This window comes from Sediminibacterium sp. (assembly GCF_030695065.1).
Lineage (GTDB): Bacteria > Bacteroidota > Bacteroidia > Chitinophagales > Chitinophagaceae > Sediminibacterium.
On record NZ_JAUYTR010000007.1, the window covers coordinates 42,666 to 55,453 of the forward strand.

Below are 12,788 nucleotides of genomic sequence, written 5' to 3' on the forward strand. Positions count from 1 at the left end.
TTAGTTCCTTTGTTTAATTACTTTAGCCGGTACACCAGCTACCACACTATAAGGGGGTACGCTTTTAGTAACCACCGATCCCGCAGCAATCACCGAGCCCTTGCCAATGGTGACGCCTGCTAAAATAATGCTATTGGCTGCTATCCAACAATCGTCTTCAATGGTAACAGCAGACTGTGTTACGCCTTGCTCTTTCATAGGGATATTGGCTTCATCAAATACATGGTTCTCTGCATAAATGCTCACCCTCGGAGAAATCATTACATTGTTGCCAATGGTAATTTTTCCAGAACAACCAATATAAGAGTAAGGACCAATATTAGAATGGTCCCCCACTTTTAATCCTGCACCAATTGCACCCCCATAAATATTCGATGGTCGAATGATGGCGTGCTTGCCAATGGTTACTCTATTACCCAGCACAATATTTTGCTCGCTCAAACAATTGATTTCGGCATTGTCTTCAATGATCAGGTCTTTGCCCGCCATCAATTGATGCGCGTATCGTACCGATACATTGCAGCCCACCAAAACCAACCCTGCGCTTTTTCCAAAAAATAAACGGTGCCCCATTCCACGAACAAACATCACTGCTAGTCTGCAATAAGTAATGAGCTTATTGCGCCCACTCCAATTACCCGGAAATCTGTTTGATATGGAAGGATTCGTTTTGATACTGCAAATATTCTATTTTGAAACGAGACTATGAATTTAAATTCTTGTTTGCGCTACACTTTGGCAACGGGTTTCCCTTTCATGCTTTCACTCACTAAGTGACTGATGAATTTAGCAAAAGGCAATATATTCAAGTTCACACTTGCTTCTTCTAATGCATGCATGTATTGTTTTCTTTTTTCTACAGGAATCACCGTCCATGGATACCCTCCAGATGCCAACATCAGGTTCATAATAAATCTGCCCATTCTTCCATTGCCATCCATATAGGGGTGAATGAACACAAAAATAAAATGGCCTAAAACGGCTCTCACTGATGCTTCTGTTTCTTGTTCTAGTAATTCCATTAATTCAGGCATCGCATCTCTAATGGCTTCTTTGCTCAGAGGAACGTGCATTGAATTGCTGATATATACCTGGTTATTTCTGTAACGACCCCCGTACCAGTCGCCGTGGTCATCATCCAATACTTTACCTGCATTCTTTCCCGACAATACTTTGCGTATGCTTTTTTCTACAATTTGAAATGCATCCCAATATCCCCTTGCTGCCATTGCATCCCTTTGTTTGCGATCGGCTTCGTTATTTTTAGCATTCCAGCTGCCGCTTCTAACACGTTCTATCAAGGCTGGTGTAACTTGGTATCTTTCAATAGACAATGAATGATAGGCATCTGTTACATAAATTTCTTTTACCGCTTTTATATAAGCATCAACCTTTTTTGGTAAACCTGGTGCTTTGGGAAATTGATTAATAATTATTTGTCTGCATTCACTCCAAATAAGCCTCACTCTGTTTGCATAAGGGGACACATCTTTTGAATTGAATAAAACAGGCAGTTGATCTTTAAAAGGATCTGATTCGCGAACTGCGTATCCTGCGTCTTTCATCGTTTTAATGATGTCGTTCGCTATTTTATCTTTTTTAATATTTCTAAATGCACCTGCTAGCCTACCTGCAACAATGGAATGCCCTCCGTTTAATAGGATGGCTAAAATATCGGAAGATGATTTTATAACAGATAATGCAGTGCGTACATCTGTAGCATTTTGCGTGAAAGTGTTGGGTGCAGCATTAACTAGCGCAGTCGACACACTCATCAGCCTTAATCCATCTATAACAACAATCTCTGATTGTTGAGGCAGGGTAGATTTTATTTGAAAAAAAGAGGTGTCGAATGGTAAATCGGTCTTGAAATTATTTGCTTTCGCCGATTTGATAATTAATTGTTTTGGCACGGTCCAATTACCAGCATGAATCATCAATGATTGCTCAGCAGAAATGAACCACTGATTCTTGAATTTATGATTTAAGTATTCTGCACAAAATTTCCAATAAGAACTGTACCAGTAAGTGCTATCTCCATCTTGTTGGTCAGGCGATGAAATAATATACCAGCCGGAATGCACTTCCTTGATGAAGCCATTTTTTAACAGCCGTTCCCGATGGGTACGCGTTAATTGGCTTGTTCTTATGGCTACAATATTTTTATCTTGTAAGCCGTTTAATATTTCTAGCGAACTAGCTAGTTTTTCTGATGGGGTTGCCATTTACCAAAATTATACTTTTTTGTTGTACCAAAACTATAATTTTGTGTTGTACGTAAACTATAATTTCATGTTGTACTAAAACTATAGTTTTGTGTTGTGGGCCTGCTTAAAAAGGCCTTTTAGTTCTGCGGCGGCAGATTCCCAGGTAAATTGTTGCAGTCGCTCTTTGCCTTTGGCAATAAGGGTTTCACGTAGGCTTTGATTCGTTAGGATAGTCTTGAGTTGCGCCACCAGTGCGGCCTGATTGGTTGGGTCAAATGCCAATGCGGCATCACCAGCCACTTCGGGTAAACAACTGTTATTGGCAATTAATACGGGTGTTCCATATTGAAATGCTTCTAAAATTGGGATGCCAAATCCTTCGTTCAACGATGGAAATACATAACATGCCGCGTGTGTATAATAGGCTGGTACGGCTTCGTCGGGTAAATAGCCGGTTAAAATCACTCGGTCTTTTAATGCAAGTGCTTCAATGGTTGCCATTATTGTAGGTGCATCGTTAATGGTGCTTTTATTGGTAAACTGACCTGCCAAAACCAGACAAAGATTTTGGGGGATCATATCCGCCGCAGCATTGTTTTGTTCGACGGCGTTCGACAACTCGCGAGATTGAATCAACTCATGAAAAGCCTTGATTAAAAAGGGTAGATTCTTTCTTTTTTCCGCAGTACCAATATGCAAAATATAGGGTTTGCCTACTGGATTACCAGTGCCCGAACCATCAAATCTTTTCGGGCCCTCGTGAATAGGAATAATTTTTTCCTTTGCAATCCCCGAGTATCGCGCAATCTGCTCCTGCGTATATATTGTGGGTGTAACAATGAACGCTGCTTTTTTGGCTGCCCTCAATCCCAATTGAATAAATAAAGTCCTCCAATATTTATTGTAATGTGCAGGGTACTCCCAAAAAAAAGCGTCGTGAAATACGGGGACGGTTTTAATCCCCCAACTAAAAACGGGTACAAAAAAATCGGTGCAGAACAATACATCGCAGCTTTTCATTTTAGCTTTAAAAGGGAGCATGATTTGCTTCCACCATTGAAACCGAATATGCTCTAATAATTTACCCCATGGGTTATTACCTGTGTAAACGGGTATGCGATTTCGAATGAAAACAAATTCAATGGATGCGTCTGGTTTTGCAAATTCTTTACATAATTCTTCCAAATAGGTTTTGACTCCTGATTTAGAAATTTGTAAATCTCTCACATCTACACCTACAATCGTTTTTCTTTGCATATTCCAGGTTTCAGTCCTATTTTTTTTTCGCAATTAATACTTGATTAACAGGCAAAAAAGTTTGAATATAGCGAACAATTTTTTTTCTGAGGCTTAGGTTGCTTTTAAAAATTGAATTAAAACCATCATTCACTCGCTCGTTCATTTGTTCAATAATATTGAATCCATTGTCAGCAAATAATTGTTTTAAATTTTGTTTATTAAACACCACTGTATGTTCTAAACCGTCTACAATCGGCGGTATTTTGCCTAATACTAAATTCAATTTTCTAAAAACTCGATATGCCCAGCTGCCGCTATCGGGTGTGCCTATCATCACTATTCCACCTGGTGTTAAAATTCTATGCAGCTCTTGTACATATTCAATGGGTTGTATCAGGTGTTCTATTACATGATACAGGTTAATGATATTAAATTGATTGTTTTGATAGCCTGCTTGCAACAAGTCTCCATTAAATAATTGGGCTCCTGCAATTTCAGGTTCAATAAATGCAATGCAGTCTGCATCGTACTCGGTTCCATAAACGCTAAATCCCAGTTGTGCAAACGAAACCAATTCTTCCCCTAAACCAAAACCAATATCTAAAAACTGTCCGGTTGGTTGGTATTGTAAAACCAATTGTTTGGCCAACTTTATTTTTTCTAATGGGGTGGCTTTTATTTGGCTAATTTTTTCTTTGATCTTTTTTTTATAATCCAGTGCGCCAAAATTTCCTTTGCTGTAATAATTGCTATAAAATTCCATCAGCTCTTGTTCATTGGCCATGGGGTTAGCAAATTGCACCTGGCATTGTGTACACTGGGTTCTTGATATATGTGGAAAGCCCGCTTGGTATTTCATTGAAAAAGGAACAATCTGTTCGCTTTTACAAATAGGGCATTGGTGCAATAATTCCATTAGTACTAATTAATCTTGTTCAATACTTGTGCCTTCATGTTAAACAATAGACCTGTTAAAAACCAAGTAGTGTAACTAATATAAATATACGATTCTACTTCGGCAGTAAATAAGGGTATAAATAATCCAATTTTTATTAAGAGTACAAACAGCGCTAGTCGTCTAATTTTACCTGTTTGGGTTTTAATGGTTTTGATGGCATGTTTTATGGTGAAGATATAAGCCGCCAAGTACAGTCCCAATCCCACCAAACCCAATTGCACCCCAATAATAATGAATTGATTTTCTCCTCCTGTATTCACTCCTTCAAAGGCTGATAATCTTCCTGACTCTCCCAAACCCATGCCCAATGGTTGCCTACCTATTGCTTCAATGCCATTCACCCATTCTATAATATGACCTACACTTGATGCATTGGAGAAAGTAATGGTGTTGATGACAAATTCAATTAAATCATTTTGAATTGCAAATAATGTAATCAACACAATAACACCTATCATACCCCAATGAATAATTTTGATGAGTTGTTTTTTATTGGTTACCCATGCATACACGTACACAATAATTCCATAACTGGCAAAAGAAGCCCTAGACAGTGCAAATACAATTGATGCTACAGTGCCAATTAATACTATTTGTGTAAAAGGGGTAAACCTGATTTGATTGTTGTTATTCGTAATCAATGCTGCCAATGCCGCTGTAGCCACCAATGTGGCGGCTGAAAACTCTAAAGGAGTAGAAAAAAAACTGGCAAAACGTTTCATGCCATTCTCAATTTCAAAAGTCCAGGTTAATCCATAATTACCACTGGGATCTTGATTGTAAAAATGTTGATTATACAATGCATAACCTGTATGGGTTTGTAAATGGGTATAGGTTACCAGTTCATACACCAGTACCAATGCCGCTCCAATGGTTAATAAACCAATAAAGCTGAAAATCTCGTTTAAATTGATCTTCTTAAAATTGATGAGTCTTCCAGTAAAATAAATGAACGGAAAAAAACTAATGCTTTTGAATGCCAATAACTTTTGTGTTAATCCATAAGATCCAATGGGTAAAAGCGCATATAAAAATGCATAAATGGCAAAGCCTGCCATTATTTTATCCATCCATTGCCATTTAAATTTTTGTTGAATATTTAAAATGCAATAGCCTAAAAATAAAACAATCGTGATTTCTTTAAATGATTGCAAATAAGGTATCCATTCGGTGAAGCCATATAAATGCGTTACTGAAAGGGTAGTAGTATAAATGGGTAATGCAAATACTACAAAAAGCATAATTCCCTTCACTTTATCGGCCGCAAGACTTCTAAGTGTAGCAATGAAAAAACTGATATAAAGTATAGGGAATACAAACATGCTGCTACAAGTTAAGGCTTAATCCATTTTTACCACTGTATAAGACTTTGGAATTCCAAACAGGGTTTCTGTATGAAGTGTTGCCTCTGGAAATAATTGTTGAAATCGAGAACGGGTAAACATTAATGTAGAGTGCGAAACAGCCAATGCCTCTTGATAGGTAGATTTTTTGGGAAAATAATTAATATTGAATCGCATGATTAAGAATGCCCTTATTGCATGGGGCAAATATTGAAAAAATGGAATCAAACTATGCGGCTCTAATGGAAACCACCAAGAAGGGGTTTGAATAATATATTTGTGGCAAACTCTTCTTACTTCTTTCGCAAAAATACTTTGATTGGCATAACTGCCCACATGTTCTATAACCGAGTTGGAAAAAATTAAATCAACATCACCCGGTTCAAAAGGTAATTCCAATGCACTGCCAGTAACCCTTACAAAACCGGGTACGTCTGCTTGGCCTGGTGCGGTTGATAAGTTTAATAAATAAATGGTGCAATGCTCATTCTTCCAACCTATATATTTCCAATAATCGGTTTCGCCTCCAATGTCTAATATCTTTATATGGCCTTTTTGTGCAATCAATTGCTCTATTTGATCTTTCAATAAAGCAAATCGCTTTTTACGCAATTGATTAACAAAGGAATCTTCCTTTTGGTGATTTACCCACAGCTTTAACAAACCCATGATTCCTTATTGATTATTTAGGACTGTAATTTTAAGATTGTCTACCGACCAACTTCTATTGCAGGTATCATTCAAAGTACCTCCCACATCACTTACATCGAATTTGAAGCTGGTTTGCGTATGGGCCATCGAGTGAATCATTTTGTAACGATTGGTTCCCCTTGCAACATTTTTGCCGCAAGGGCTTGGTAAATAGATTTCCTGTGCCAAGTTACCTGCTGGGTATTCTATTGAGCCATTGCCCACCCAATTGGGATAAGCTTGTTTTACTGTGCTATCAGTGGAAAATCCGGTAATCAATCTAAATTGGTCATCAAAACGCATGACGAATACATCGTTTCTCCAAGTTTCATGTACATAAAGGTCAAACTCTACCCTTACCACATCGTGTTCGGGTAAGGAGTTTACCGTAACTTCTGCTCTGCTATTGTTAAGCCTTCCAATCATAGTTGACCCCTGGTAATTAAGGAGTTTGGCCGTTTCTGGAAATATGCCAGTTGAAAAATTGCTGATCCACCCAACTATTTGTAAACCTTTTAAATTGCCATCATTAAAATCATTCTCGTAAACAGTGGTTACCTCGGTTAAATTCTTGGTACAAGCACTCAATAAAAGGATGGCTGCTACCAAAGCAATTAAAAATGGAGACTTTTGATGGATGCTTCGCATACTCAAAAATAAGGAATGTTGCTGCAATCCTGACTATCTTTACGCCGTTTTGTATAAATTCCGTTGCATGAAGTTAATTGTGAAAAAGCTTGCTTTTAAAATATACGATGTCCTTTTGTTGCCCCTAACATGGATTTATTTACCCTTGGTTAAAAAAATGCGCCACCACGGTGTGGAGCATTTTCCCCAACATATTAAAAGCTTTGAGCAACTAGGCGTATTCCCTATTAGAGACCATTACTATGATCCTCGCTTTGTATTCGATAAAAATTTTGATGCTACCGTAGAACGGTCGCTGCATATTGATTTTAAAGTACCCCAACAGTTAGCCCTTTTGGCTGAGTTAAAGTACACCGAAGAATTGGCCGCATTTCCTGCTAAAGGGAATGTGAAACTGCCCCAGTTTTTTTATGAAAACCCTGCATTTAGTTATGGCGATGCCGAAATGTACTATTTGTTTATTCGCAACTTAAAGCCCAAGCGGATTATAGAAATTGGTTCTGGTTTTAGCACCCTTATTGCAGTAGATGCCATTAAGAAAAATAAAGCGGAGGGTTTTATAACCGAACTTACTTGTATTGAGCCTTATGAATTTACTTGGTTGGAAACCATTCCTGAAGTAACTATTATGCGTACCAAAGTGGAAGAAGTTCCGCTCAATTTTTTTGCATCTTTAAATGCGGGCGACTTTTTATTTATTGATTCTTCTCATATTATTCGCCCAGGCAACGACGTACTCTTTGAATATTTAAATGTATTGCCCATCTTGAAGAAAGGCGTCATTATTCATATTCACGATATTTTCTCTCCCCATCATTATTTGCAAGAATGGTTGGTGAATATGAAGCGTTTTTGGAACGAACAATATTTATTAGAAGCCTACTTGTATTACAATGATGCTTTTGAAGTTAAAATGGCGTTGAATCTATTGAAGAATCAACATTACGATGCTTTGAAAAAAACTTGTCCGGGCATTAGTGCTGCTACCACGCCCGCTTCTTTTTGGTTACAAAAAACCAAGTAGATTATTTAACGGGTAACCAAATTTCCAGATAACGGTTGCCCACTGTTATATGGAGTCTGAGAGCCCGTCTTTAATGGCTTTGAATGCTGTTTTCAATTTTTTGAATCTGCCCCTTACGATAAAATAACCCATGAGGCTGAGATTGTAAGCGACACTGGTGAGTATTACCGTGGGTGCATGGTACCAGTTCGTATATTTTTTTAGCAACCAGATTTTATTGCGAATATTCAAGTAGTGCACAAAGGGGGTTACATATCCTTCCTTGCCTTTTACCAATGATTTGTTAGACATGCCCGCAATATGATAAATCACCGAATCGGGATGATAAATCAATGTATAGCCCATTGCTTTTATTCTAAATGATAGGTCTACATCTTCGCTGTAAATAAACATTTTTTCTATCAAGAGTCCCGACTCTTTTAACACTTTATTTCGGGTAAGAAAACCACAACCTGTTATCCAATCTACTTCTTTAATGGTTAAAAATTCTTGGGTTGGTTTTTTGTTGTATCCCTTGGTATAAGCGTATCCCAGCCATTTTGAAAAATAGGATCCCCCATCCCATAGCAAGGTTCGGTCGTGATTAAAATGAATCCTTGGTTGTATAATACCCGTGTTGGGGTTTGCTTCCATATAGTTCACCAAGGGTTCTAAAAAATTCGGCTCCACAAATGTGTCGTTGTTGAGCATCATTATATAATCAAACCCTTGTTTAATGGCATAGGCTAACCCTGTATTATTTCCTCCTGTAAATCCGGTATTTTTTTCATTGTACAAAACGGTTGCTGTTGGGTGTTCCTTTTCTAAAGCAATACCTGATCCATCTGTTGATCCATTGTCTACCACTATAATGGTGAAGTTGGAATAAGTGGCATCGTATAAAGATTGAATGCAATCCTGCGTAACAGCATAACTATTCCAATTAACTAATACGATGGCTACTGATGGTTGCATATTGAATGGCTTAGCTTATTTTCTTGATGTAAAAACTGGTAATAGCTAGTGCAGCTATTTCGATGAGTAGCGTGTATAATCCAAACTGAATGGGCTGCATATTTTTGATGAATAAGCTGCCCACTATAATTGCAACCAATAATAAAAACCCACTACAATAAAATAATCCCTTGTATTGATTTTTGATGAGCAACTCTACCATGTTCAATGTATTCAACGCCATGAAAAAAGGAACCAGTGCTGCGGTTTTAATATAGGTTTCTGCTAATTCATTATTGGTTCCAGTAAGCAATTGCACAATGAGTTCACTGCCAAAAAATAATCCTATCGCAAACAACAAGAAAAAAACTGCCAACCATTGGTTCACTTGTTTTTTATATTGTATCCAACTGTTTCGATTGGCTTCGTATTGTATGGCTACATTGGGGTAGATGGCATAAGTAAAAGCTACAATCATCATGCGAACCGATGCCATTATTTTATCGAGAATAGAATAGGCCCCCAATATCAACGGCGTACTAAATCCTTGTAAAACGAATAGGAAAAACGACTGTTGTAAGTGAACGGTAATATTGTTGCTGATTAAGAAACTATTCTCTTTTAAAATCTTTCTTATTCCATCTTTAGCAATCGGTTGCCACTCTAGTTGATATTTACGAATGGCATACAATAACACAATGGCATACAATACCAAATTACCCATGCCCAAATAGAAGTTCACCCACCAAGCACCAGCAGCTGGGTTGAATAAAAAAATAATCATGCAGGCTGAACTTATTTTAGCCAATAAGTTGGCCGTATTGTACAGTGTCAATTTTTCAATTCCGGTAAAGAAAAAAATGGGGTTAATGGTTTCAGCTAAAATAATCGGGATGGCAAATAATACGTATTTGATATTGGGTAAATCAATTGCATAAAGAAAAAGGATGACCAGTATACTGAGTAGGAATAAAAGGATTCTTGTTTGATATATGGTAAAAAACAGTTTGGATAATTGGGTGATATCGGTTTTGACGAGGGCAATATCTTTAATGCCCGATTGATTGGTTCCATAATTGACTAAAACGCCTATCATGAGTGAATAAGCATTAATGACCGTTACCAATCCAAAAGATTCAATGCCAATGATGCGTAAAATAATGGGGAACAGCAGTAATTGAACCGCAATATTCGAGATTTGTATGAAGCCCAGATTGAAAAAATTCAGGAAAATACCCGATTTGTGCTTGATTAAATGAATATACCCCGCTTTTTTCATTTACTTGTATTGTTCAAAAGTAAGGATATTCCTTAAAATGCTAATTTTGGCCAAATGGATACTGTTTTAATTGTTGGAATAAATGGGGCAATTGGTAATGCAACTGCTCGTTTTTTTAGGGAGCAAGGTTTCCATTGTATTGGAACAACCAGTAAAATGCAACAGCGCAAAGCTGCATCATCCGACTTGCTTTATTTGGATTTGAATAACCAAGATTCAATAGTTGGGTTGTCTAAAAAATTACCAGCTTTATCGGGGATTGTTTTTTGTGCGGGATTAAAGCCGAGTAACAACTTAGCGGATACTTCTTTGGCGCACCACCAGCAGATGATGAATATGCATGTAACAGGTCCATTGTTTGTTGTGCAGTCCCTTCAAAAAAAGCTGAAGAAAAATGGAGCGATTGTATTTATCTCTTCAATAGCTGCGCAAAAAGGCAGCTATGATCCGTCCTATGCCATTGCAAAATCGGCTGTGATAGGGATGACCAGAACTTTGGCCAACGAATTGGCTGAGAAAAAAATTCGCGTGAATGCCATTGCGCCGGGTTTAGTAAAAGATACACCCGTTGATAAAGGAATGACTGCCGATTTTAGGGCAAAACATTTAAAGCAAACCATTCTAAATAAATTGACCACTGCCAGTGATTGTGCAGAAGCCATCTATTTTTTATTTTCACAAAAACAAATGACCGGACAAGTAGTTCATGTTAATGGAGGGCAGTATTTTGGAAACTAAGCAACAGGTTTTGATAATAGGAGGTGGGGTGTTTGGATTAACTGCAGCAATCGTTTTAGGAGAAGCAGGTATTAAAGTAGTAGTGGTTGAAAAAGAGCAAGACATTATGCTGGGTGCGAGCCTAGTGAATCAAAATAGAATTCATTACGGTTATCATTATCCCAGGAGTAAAGACACTTGTTTAGAATCTTTGGAAGGGTTGGATACGTTTAAAGATTTTTACAACGATTCCATTTTTACTTCTTTCAAAAAATTCTATGCCATTGCTAAAGAAGGCTCCCATATTAATGCCAATCAATTTCATGCATTTTGTGAAAACCTTGGTTTGCATTTAGAAGAAGCCTACCCAGCTGAAACCATCTTACGAAAAGAAATGGTAGAGCAATGTTGGCTTACGTACGAACCCATTTTTGATTACAATATTTTAAAGAAGCAAGTCATTTACCGTGTTGCGGTGAACAAAAATATTACGGTATTAAGAAATGTGCAGCCAGTAAGCATTCAGCATGCAGGAACAGAGAAGATAGTAAAACTCTCTAGTGGACAAACCATTGTTTGCGATACTATTGTGAACGCTACTTATGCGAGTATTTCAGAAACGGCTCAATTGCTCGAGCAGGAGCCCATTCCGGCTAAATACCAACTTTGTTTGTTGCCCATTTTAAGTACTTCTAAAAAATTAGATTCATTTGGTATCACTATTATGGATGGACCATTTTGTTCCTTAATGCCCAAAGGGATTAGCCCCGATCAGTTTATTTTATACCATGTTAAGCATTCTGTTTTAGAAACACATGTGGGCGATAAAAATATTCCTTGGATGCCTATTAAAGGGTTCCCAGATTTGGATATTATTGAACAGTCCAAACAATTTTTTCCGTTGTTGGCCGATATGGAATTAATTGATTCTTGGATTACCACCAGAATTGTATTGCCACAGCAGGAAATTGATGATGCAAGACCAACGCTTACCATACAGCATGGCAATGGTATTTATAGTTTGTTCAGTGGCAAACTCACTACCTGTGTATCGGCTGCAAAAGATTTGTTGCGATTGATTCAACCATAGGAGATGATTTTTTTCGATCGAGATTCATTTAATACGTTCACGAATAATTTTACTTTATGAGTACCCTTTCTATAAAAATTGTAAATCAATCGAATAATGAATTGCCCTCCTATGCAACCCTAGGTTCATCGGGTATGGATATACGTGCTTTTATGACCGATCCGATTGTGCTGCAACCCTCTGAGCGGGGATTAGTACCCACGGGTTTATTTGTAGAAATACCTCTTGGTTACGAAATTCAAATACGTCCCCGCAGCGGTCTTGCAATTAAGCAGGGTATTACATGTTTGAACAGCCCAGGTACCATTGATGCCGACTATCGTGGAGAAATTAAAGTGATACTCATTAATTTATCTAACGAGCCGCAGACGATTAATCCCGGCGATCGAATTGCGCAAATGGTGGTGCAGAAAGTGGAGTTGGTGCAATGGCTGCCAGTTAGTGAATTAAATGAATCTGAAAGAGGCAGTGGGGGGTTTGGGAGCACTGGCAAAAGTTAAGTATCCTATTATTTAGCAAATTCAAAAACTCGTTAGCTAATTTTTGTTTCACAAAAATTAAATGCCTCGTTTTTAAATTTGCTCAACAATATCTTACTCTAACACGTACCCCCAAATTCATTGACAATTTAGCCTCGTTTTTAAATATTCTAGCACTATT

The 12,788-nt window shown here is 37.7% G+C and carries 13 protein-coding genes; 4 read left to right on the forward strand and 9 right to left on the reverse strand.

Features of this window, described 5'->3' with window-relative positions; all coding sequences use genetic code 11:
* The 7 genes from Q8S25_RS01455 to Q8S25_RS01485 form a co-directional block, all read right to left on the reverse strand.
* Nucleotides 1–588 carry a DapH/DapD/GlmU-related protein gene (locus Q8S25_RS01455; protein ID WP_305534164.1) on the reverse strand — a complete coding sequence of 196 codons (588 nt, stop codon included), beginning with the start codon at nucleotides 586–588 and terminating at the stop codon, nucleotides 1–3.
* A 140-nt stretch (nucleotides 589–728) separates the two neighbouring features.
* Entirely contained in the window at nucleotides 729–2,225 is a 1,497-nt protein-coding gene (locus tag Q8S25_RS01460) for a Fic family protein (RefSeq protein WP_305534166.1), read from the reverse strand.
* 81 nt (nucleotides 2,226–2,306) lie between these two features.
* Nucleotides 2,307–3,464 (reverse strand): glycosyltransferase family 1 protein, encoded by a 1,158-nt coding sequence (locus tag Q8S25_RS01465; RefSeq protein WP_305534168.1) that lies wholly within the window; start codon nucleotides 3,462–3,464, stop codon nucleotides 2,307–2,309.
* Between the two features lie 16 nt (nucleotides 3,465–3,480).
* Nucleotides 3,481–4,362 carry a bifunctional 2-polyprenyl-6-hydroxyphenol methylase/3-demethylubiquinol 3-O-methyltransferase UbiG gene (locus Q8S25_RS01470; protein WP_305534170.1) on the reverse strand — a complete coding sequence of 294 codons (882 nt, stop codon included), beginning with the start codon at nucleotides 4,360–4,362 and terminating at the stop codon, nucleotides 3,481–3,483.
* A gap of 5 nt (nucleotides 4,363–4,367) precedes the next feature.
* Entirely contained in the window at nucleotides 4,368–5,726 is a 1,359-nt protein-coding gene (locus tag Q8S25_RS01475; protein ID WP_305534172.1) for a hypothetical protein, read from the reverse strand.
* Nucleotides 5,727–5,744: 18 nt separating this feature from the next.
* Nucleotides 5,745–6,416 (reverse strand): methyltransferase domain-containing protein, encoded by a 672-nt coding sequence (locus Q8S25_RS01480; RefSeq protein WP_305534174.1) that lies wholly within the window; start codon nucleotides 6,414–6,416, stop codon nucleotides 5,745–5,747.
* Nucleotides 6,417–6,422: 6 nt separating this feature from the next.
* Nucleotides 6,423–7,085 (reverse strand): hypothetical protein, encoded by a 663-nt coding sequence (locus Q8S25_RS01485; protein WP_305534176.1) that lies wholly within the window; start codon nucleotides 7,083–7,085, stop codon nucleotides 6,423–6,425.
* 67 nt (nucleotides 7,086–7,152) lie between these two features.
* Between Q8S25_RS01485 and Q8S25_RS01490 the strand changes: the two genes are divergently transcribed.
* Nucleotides 7,153–8,109: a class I SAM-dependent methyltransferase gene (locus Q8S25_RS01490; protein ID WP_305534178.1), complete on the forward strand. Its 957-nt coding sequence runs from the start codon at nucleotides 7,153–7,155 to the stop codon at nucleotides 8,107–8,109.
* Nucleotides 8,110–8,154: 45 nt separating this feature from the next.
* Here the strand turns inward: Q8S25_RS01490 and Q8S25_RS01495 are convergent, their stop codons facing one another.
* Together Q8S25_RS01495 and Q8S25_RS01500 are read right to left on the reverse strand one after the other, a co-directional pair.
* Nucleotides 8,155–9,063, reverse strand: coding sequence for a glycosyltransferase family 2 protein (locus tag Q8S25_RS01495; protein ID WP_305534180.1), 909 nt, complete (start codon nucleotides 9,061–9,063; stop codon nucleotides 8,155–8,157).
* A gap of 10 nt (nucleotides 9,064–9,073) precedes the next feature.
* The gene (locus Q8S25_RS01500; protein ID WP_305534182.1) at nucleotides 9,074–10,321 is read right to left on the reverse strand and encodes an oligosaccharide flippase family protein; all 1,248 of its coding nucleotides are present in this window, start codon (nucleotides 10,319–10,321) and stop codon (nucleotides 9,074–9,076) included.
* Nucleotides 10,322–10,375: 54 nt separating this feature from the next.
* On the opposite strand from Q8S25_RS01500, the gene Q8S25_RS01505 reads away from it, so the two are divergent.
* Genes Q8S25_RS01505 through dut form a run of 3 tightly spaced genes read left to right on the forward strand, consistent with a single transcriptional unit; the run spans nucleotide 10,376 to nucleotide 12,628 of the window.
* Complete coding sequence (locus Q8S25_RS01505) at nucleotides 10,376–11,059, forward strand: SDR family NAD(P)-dependent oxidoreductase (RefSeq protein WP_305534184.1); 684 nt, start codon at nucleotides 10,376–10,378, stop codon at nucleotides 11,057–11,059.
* Entirely contained in the window at nucleotides 11,034–12,128 is a 1,095-nt protein-coding gene (locus Q8S25_RS01510) for an FAD-dependent oxidoreductase (protein WP_305534188.1), read from the forward strand. Before Q8S25_RS01505 ends, Q8S25_RS01510 begins: the two co-directional genes overlap by 26 nt.
* A gap of 56 nt (nucleotides 12,129–12,184) precedes the next feature.
* Entirely contained in the window at nucleotides 12,185–12,628 is a 444-nt protein-coding gene (dut, locus tag Q8S25_RS01515; protein WP_305534190.1) for a dUTP diphosphatase, read from the forward strand.
* Nucleotides 12,629–12,788 lie beyond the last annotated feature (160 nt).

What these genes read in the sequence shown, in the direction of transcription:
- Q8S25_RS01455 (WP_305534164.1), bottom strand. Translation starts at nt 588, where the DNA reads ATGTTTGTTCGTGGAATGGGGCACCGTTTATTTTTTGGAAAAAGCGCA.
- Q8S25_RS01460 (WP_305534166.1), bottom strand. Translation starts at nt 2,225, where the DNA reads ATGGCAACCCCATCAGAAAAACTAGCTAGTTCGCTAGAAATATTAAAC.
- Q8S25_RS01465 (WP_305534168.1), bottom strand. Translation starts at nt 3,464, where the DNA reads ATGCAAAGAAAAACGATTGTAGGTGTAGATGTGAGAGATTTACAAATT.
- Q8S25_RS01470 (WP_305534170.1), bottom strand. Translation starts at nt 4,362, where the DNA reads ATGGAATTATTGCACCAATGCCCTATTTGTAAAAGCGAACAGATTGTT.
- Q8S25_RS01475 (WP_305534172.1), bottom strand. Translation starts at nt 5,726, where the DNA reads ATGTTTGTATTCCCTATACTTTATATCAGTTTTTTCATTGCTACACTT.
- Q8S25_RS01480 (WP_305534174.1), bottom strand. Translation starts at nt 6,416, where the DNA reads ATGGGTTTGTTAAAGCTGTGGGTAAATCACCAAAAGGAAGATTCCTTT.
- Q8S25_RS01485 (WP_305534176.1), bottom strand. Translation starts at nt 7,085, where the DNA reads ATGCGAAGCATCCATCAAAAGTCTCCATTTTTAATTGCTTTGGTAGCA.
- Q8S25_RS01490 (WP_305534178.1), top strand. Translation starts at nt 7,153, where the DNA reads ATGAAGTTAATTGTGAAAAAGCTTGCTTTTAAAATATACGATGTCCTT.
- Q8S25_RS01495 (WP_305534180.1), bottom strand. Translation starts at nt 9,063, where the DNA reads ATGCAACCATCAGTAGCCATCGTATTAGTTAATTGGAATAGTTATGCT.
- Q8S25_RS01500 (WP_305534182.1), bottom strand. Translation starts at nt 10,321, where the DNA reads ATGAAAAAAGCGGGGTATATTCATTTAATCAAGCACAAATCGGGTATT.
- Q8S25_RS01505 (WP_305534184.1), top strand. Translation starts at nt 10,376, where the DNA reads ATGGATACTGTTTTAATTGTTGGAATAAATGGGGCAATTGGTAATGCA.
- Q8S25_RS01510 (WP_305534188.1), top strand. Translation starts at nt 11,034, where the DNA reads ATGGAGGGCAGTATTTTGGAAACTAAGCAACAGGTTTTGATAATAGGA.
- dut (WP_305534190.1), top strand. Translation starts at nt 12,185, where the DNA reads ATGAGTACCCTTTCTATAAAAATTGTAAATCAATCGAATAATGAATTG.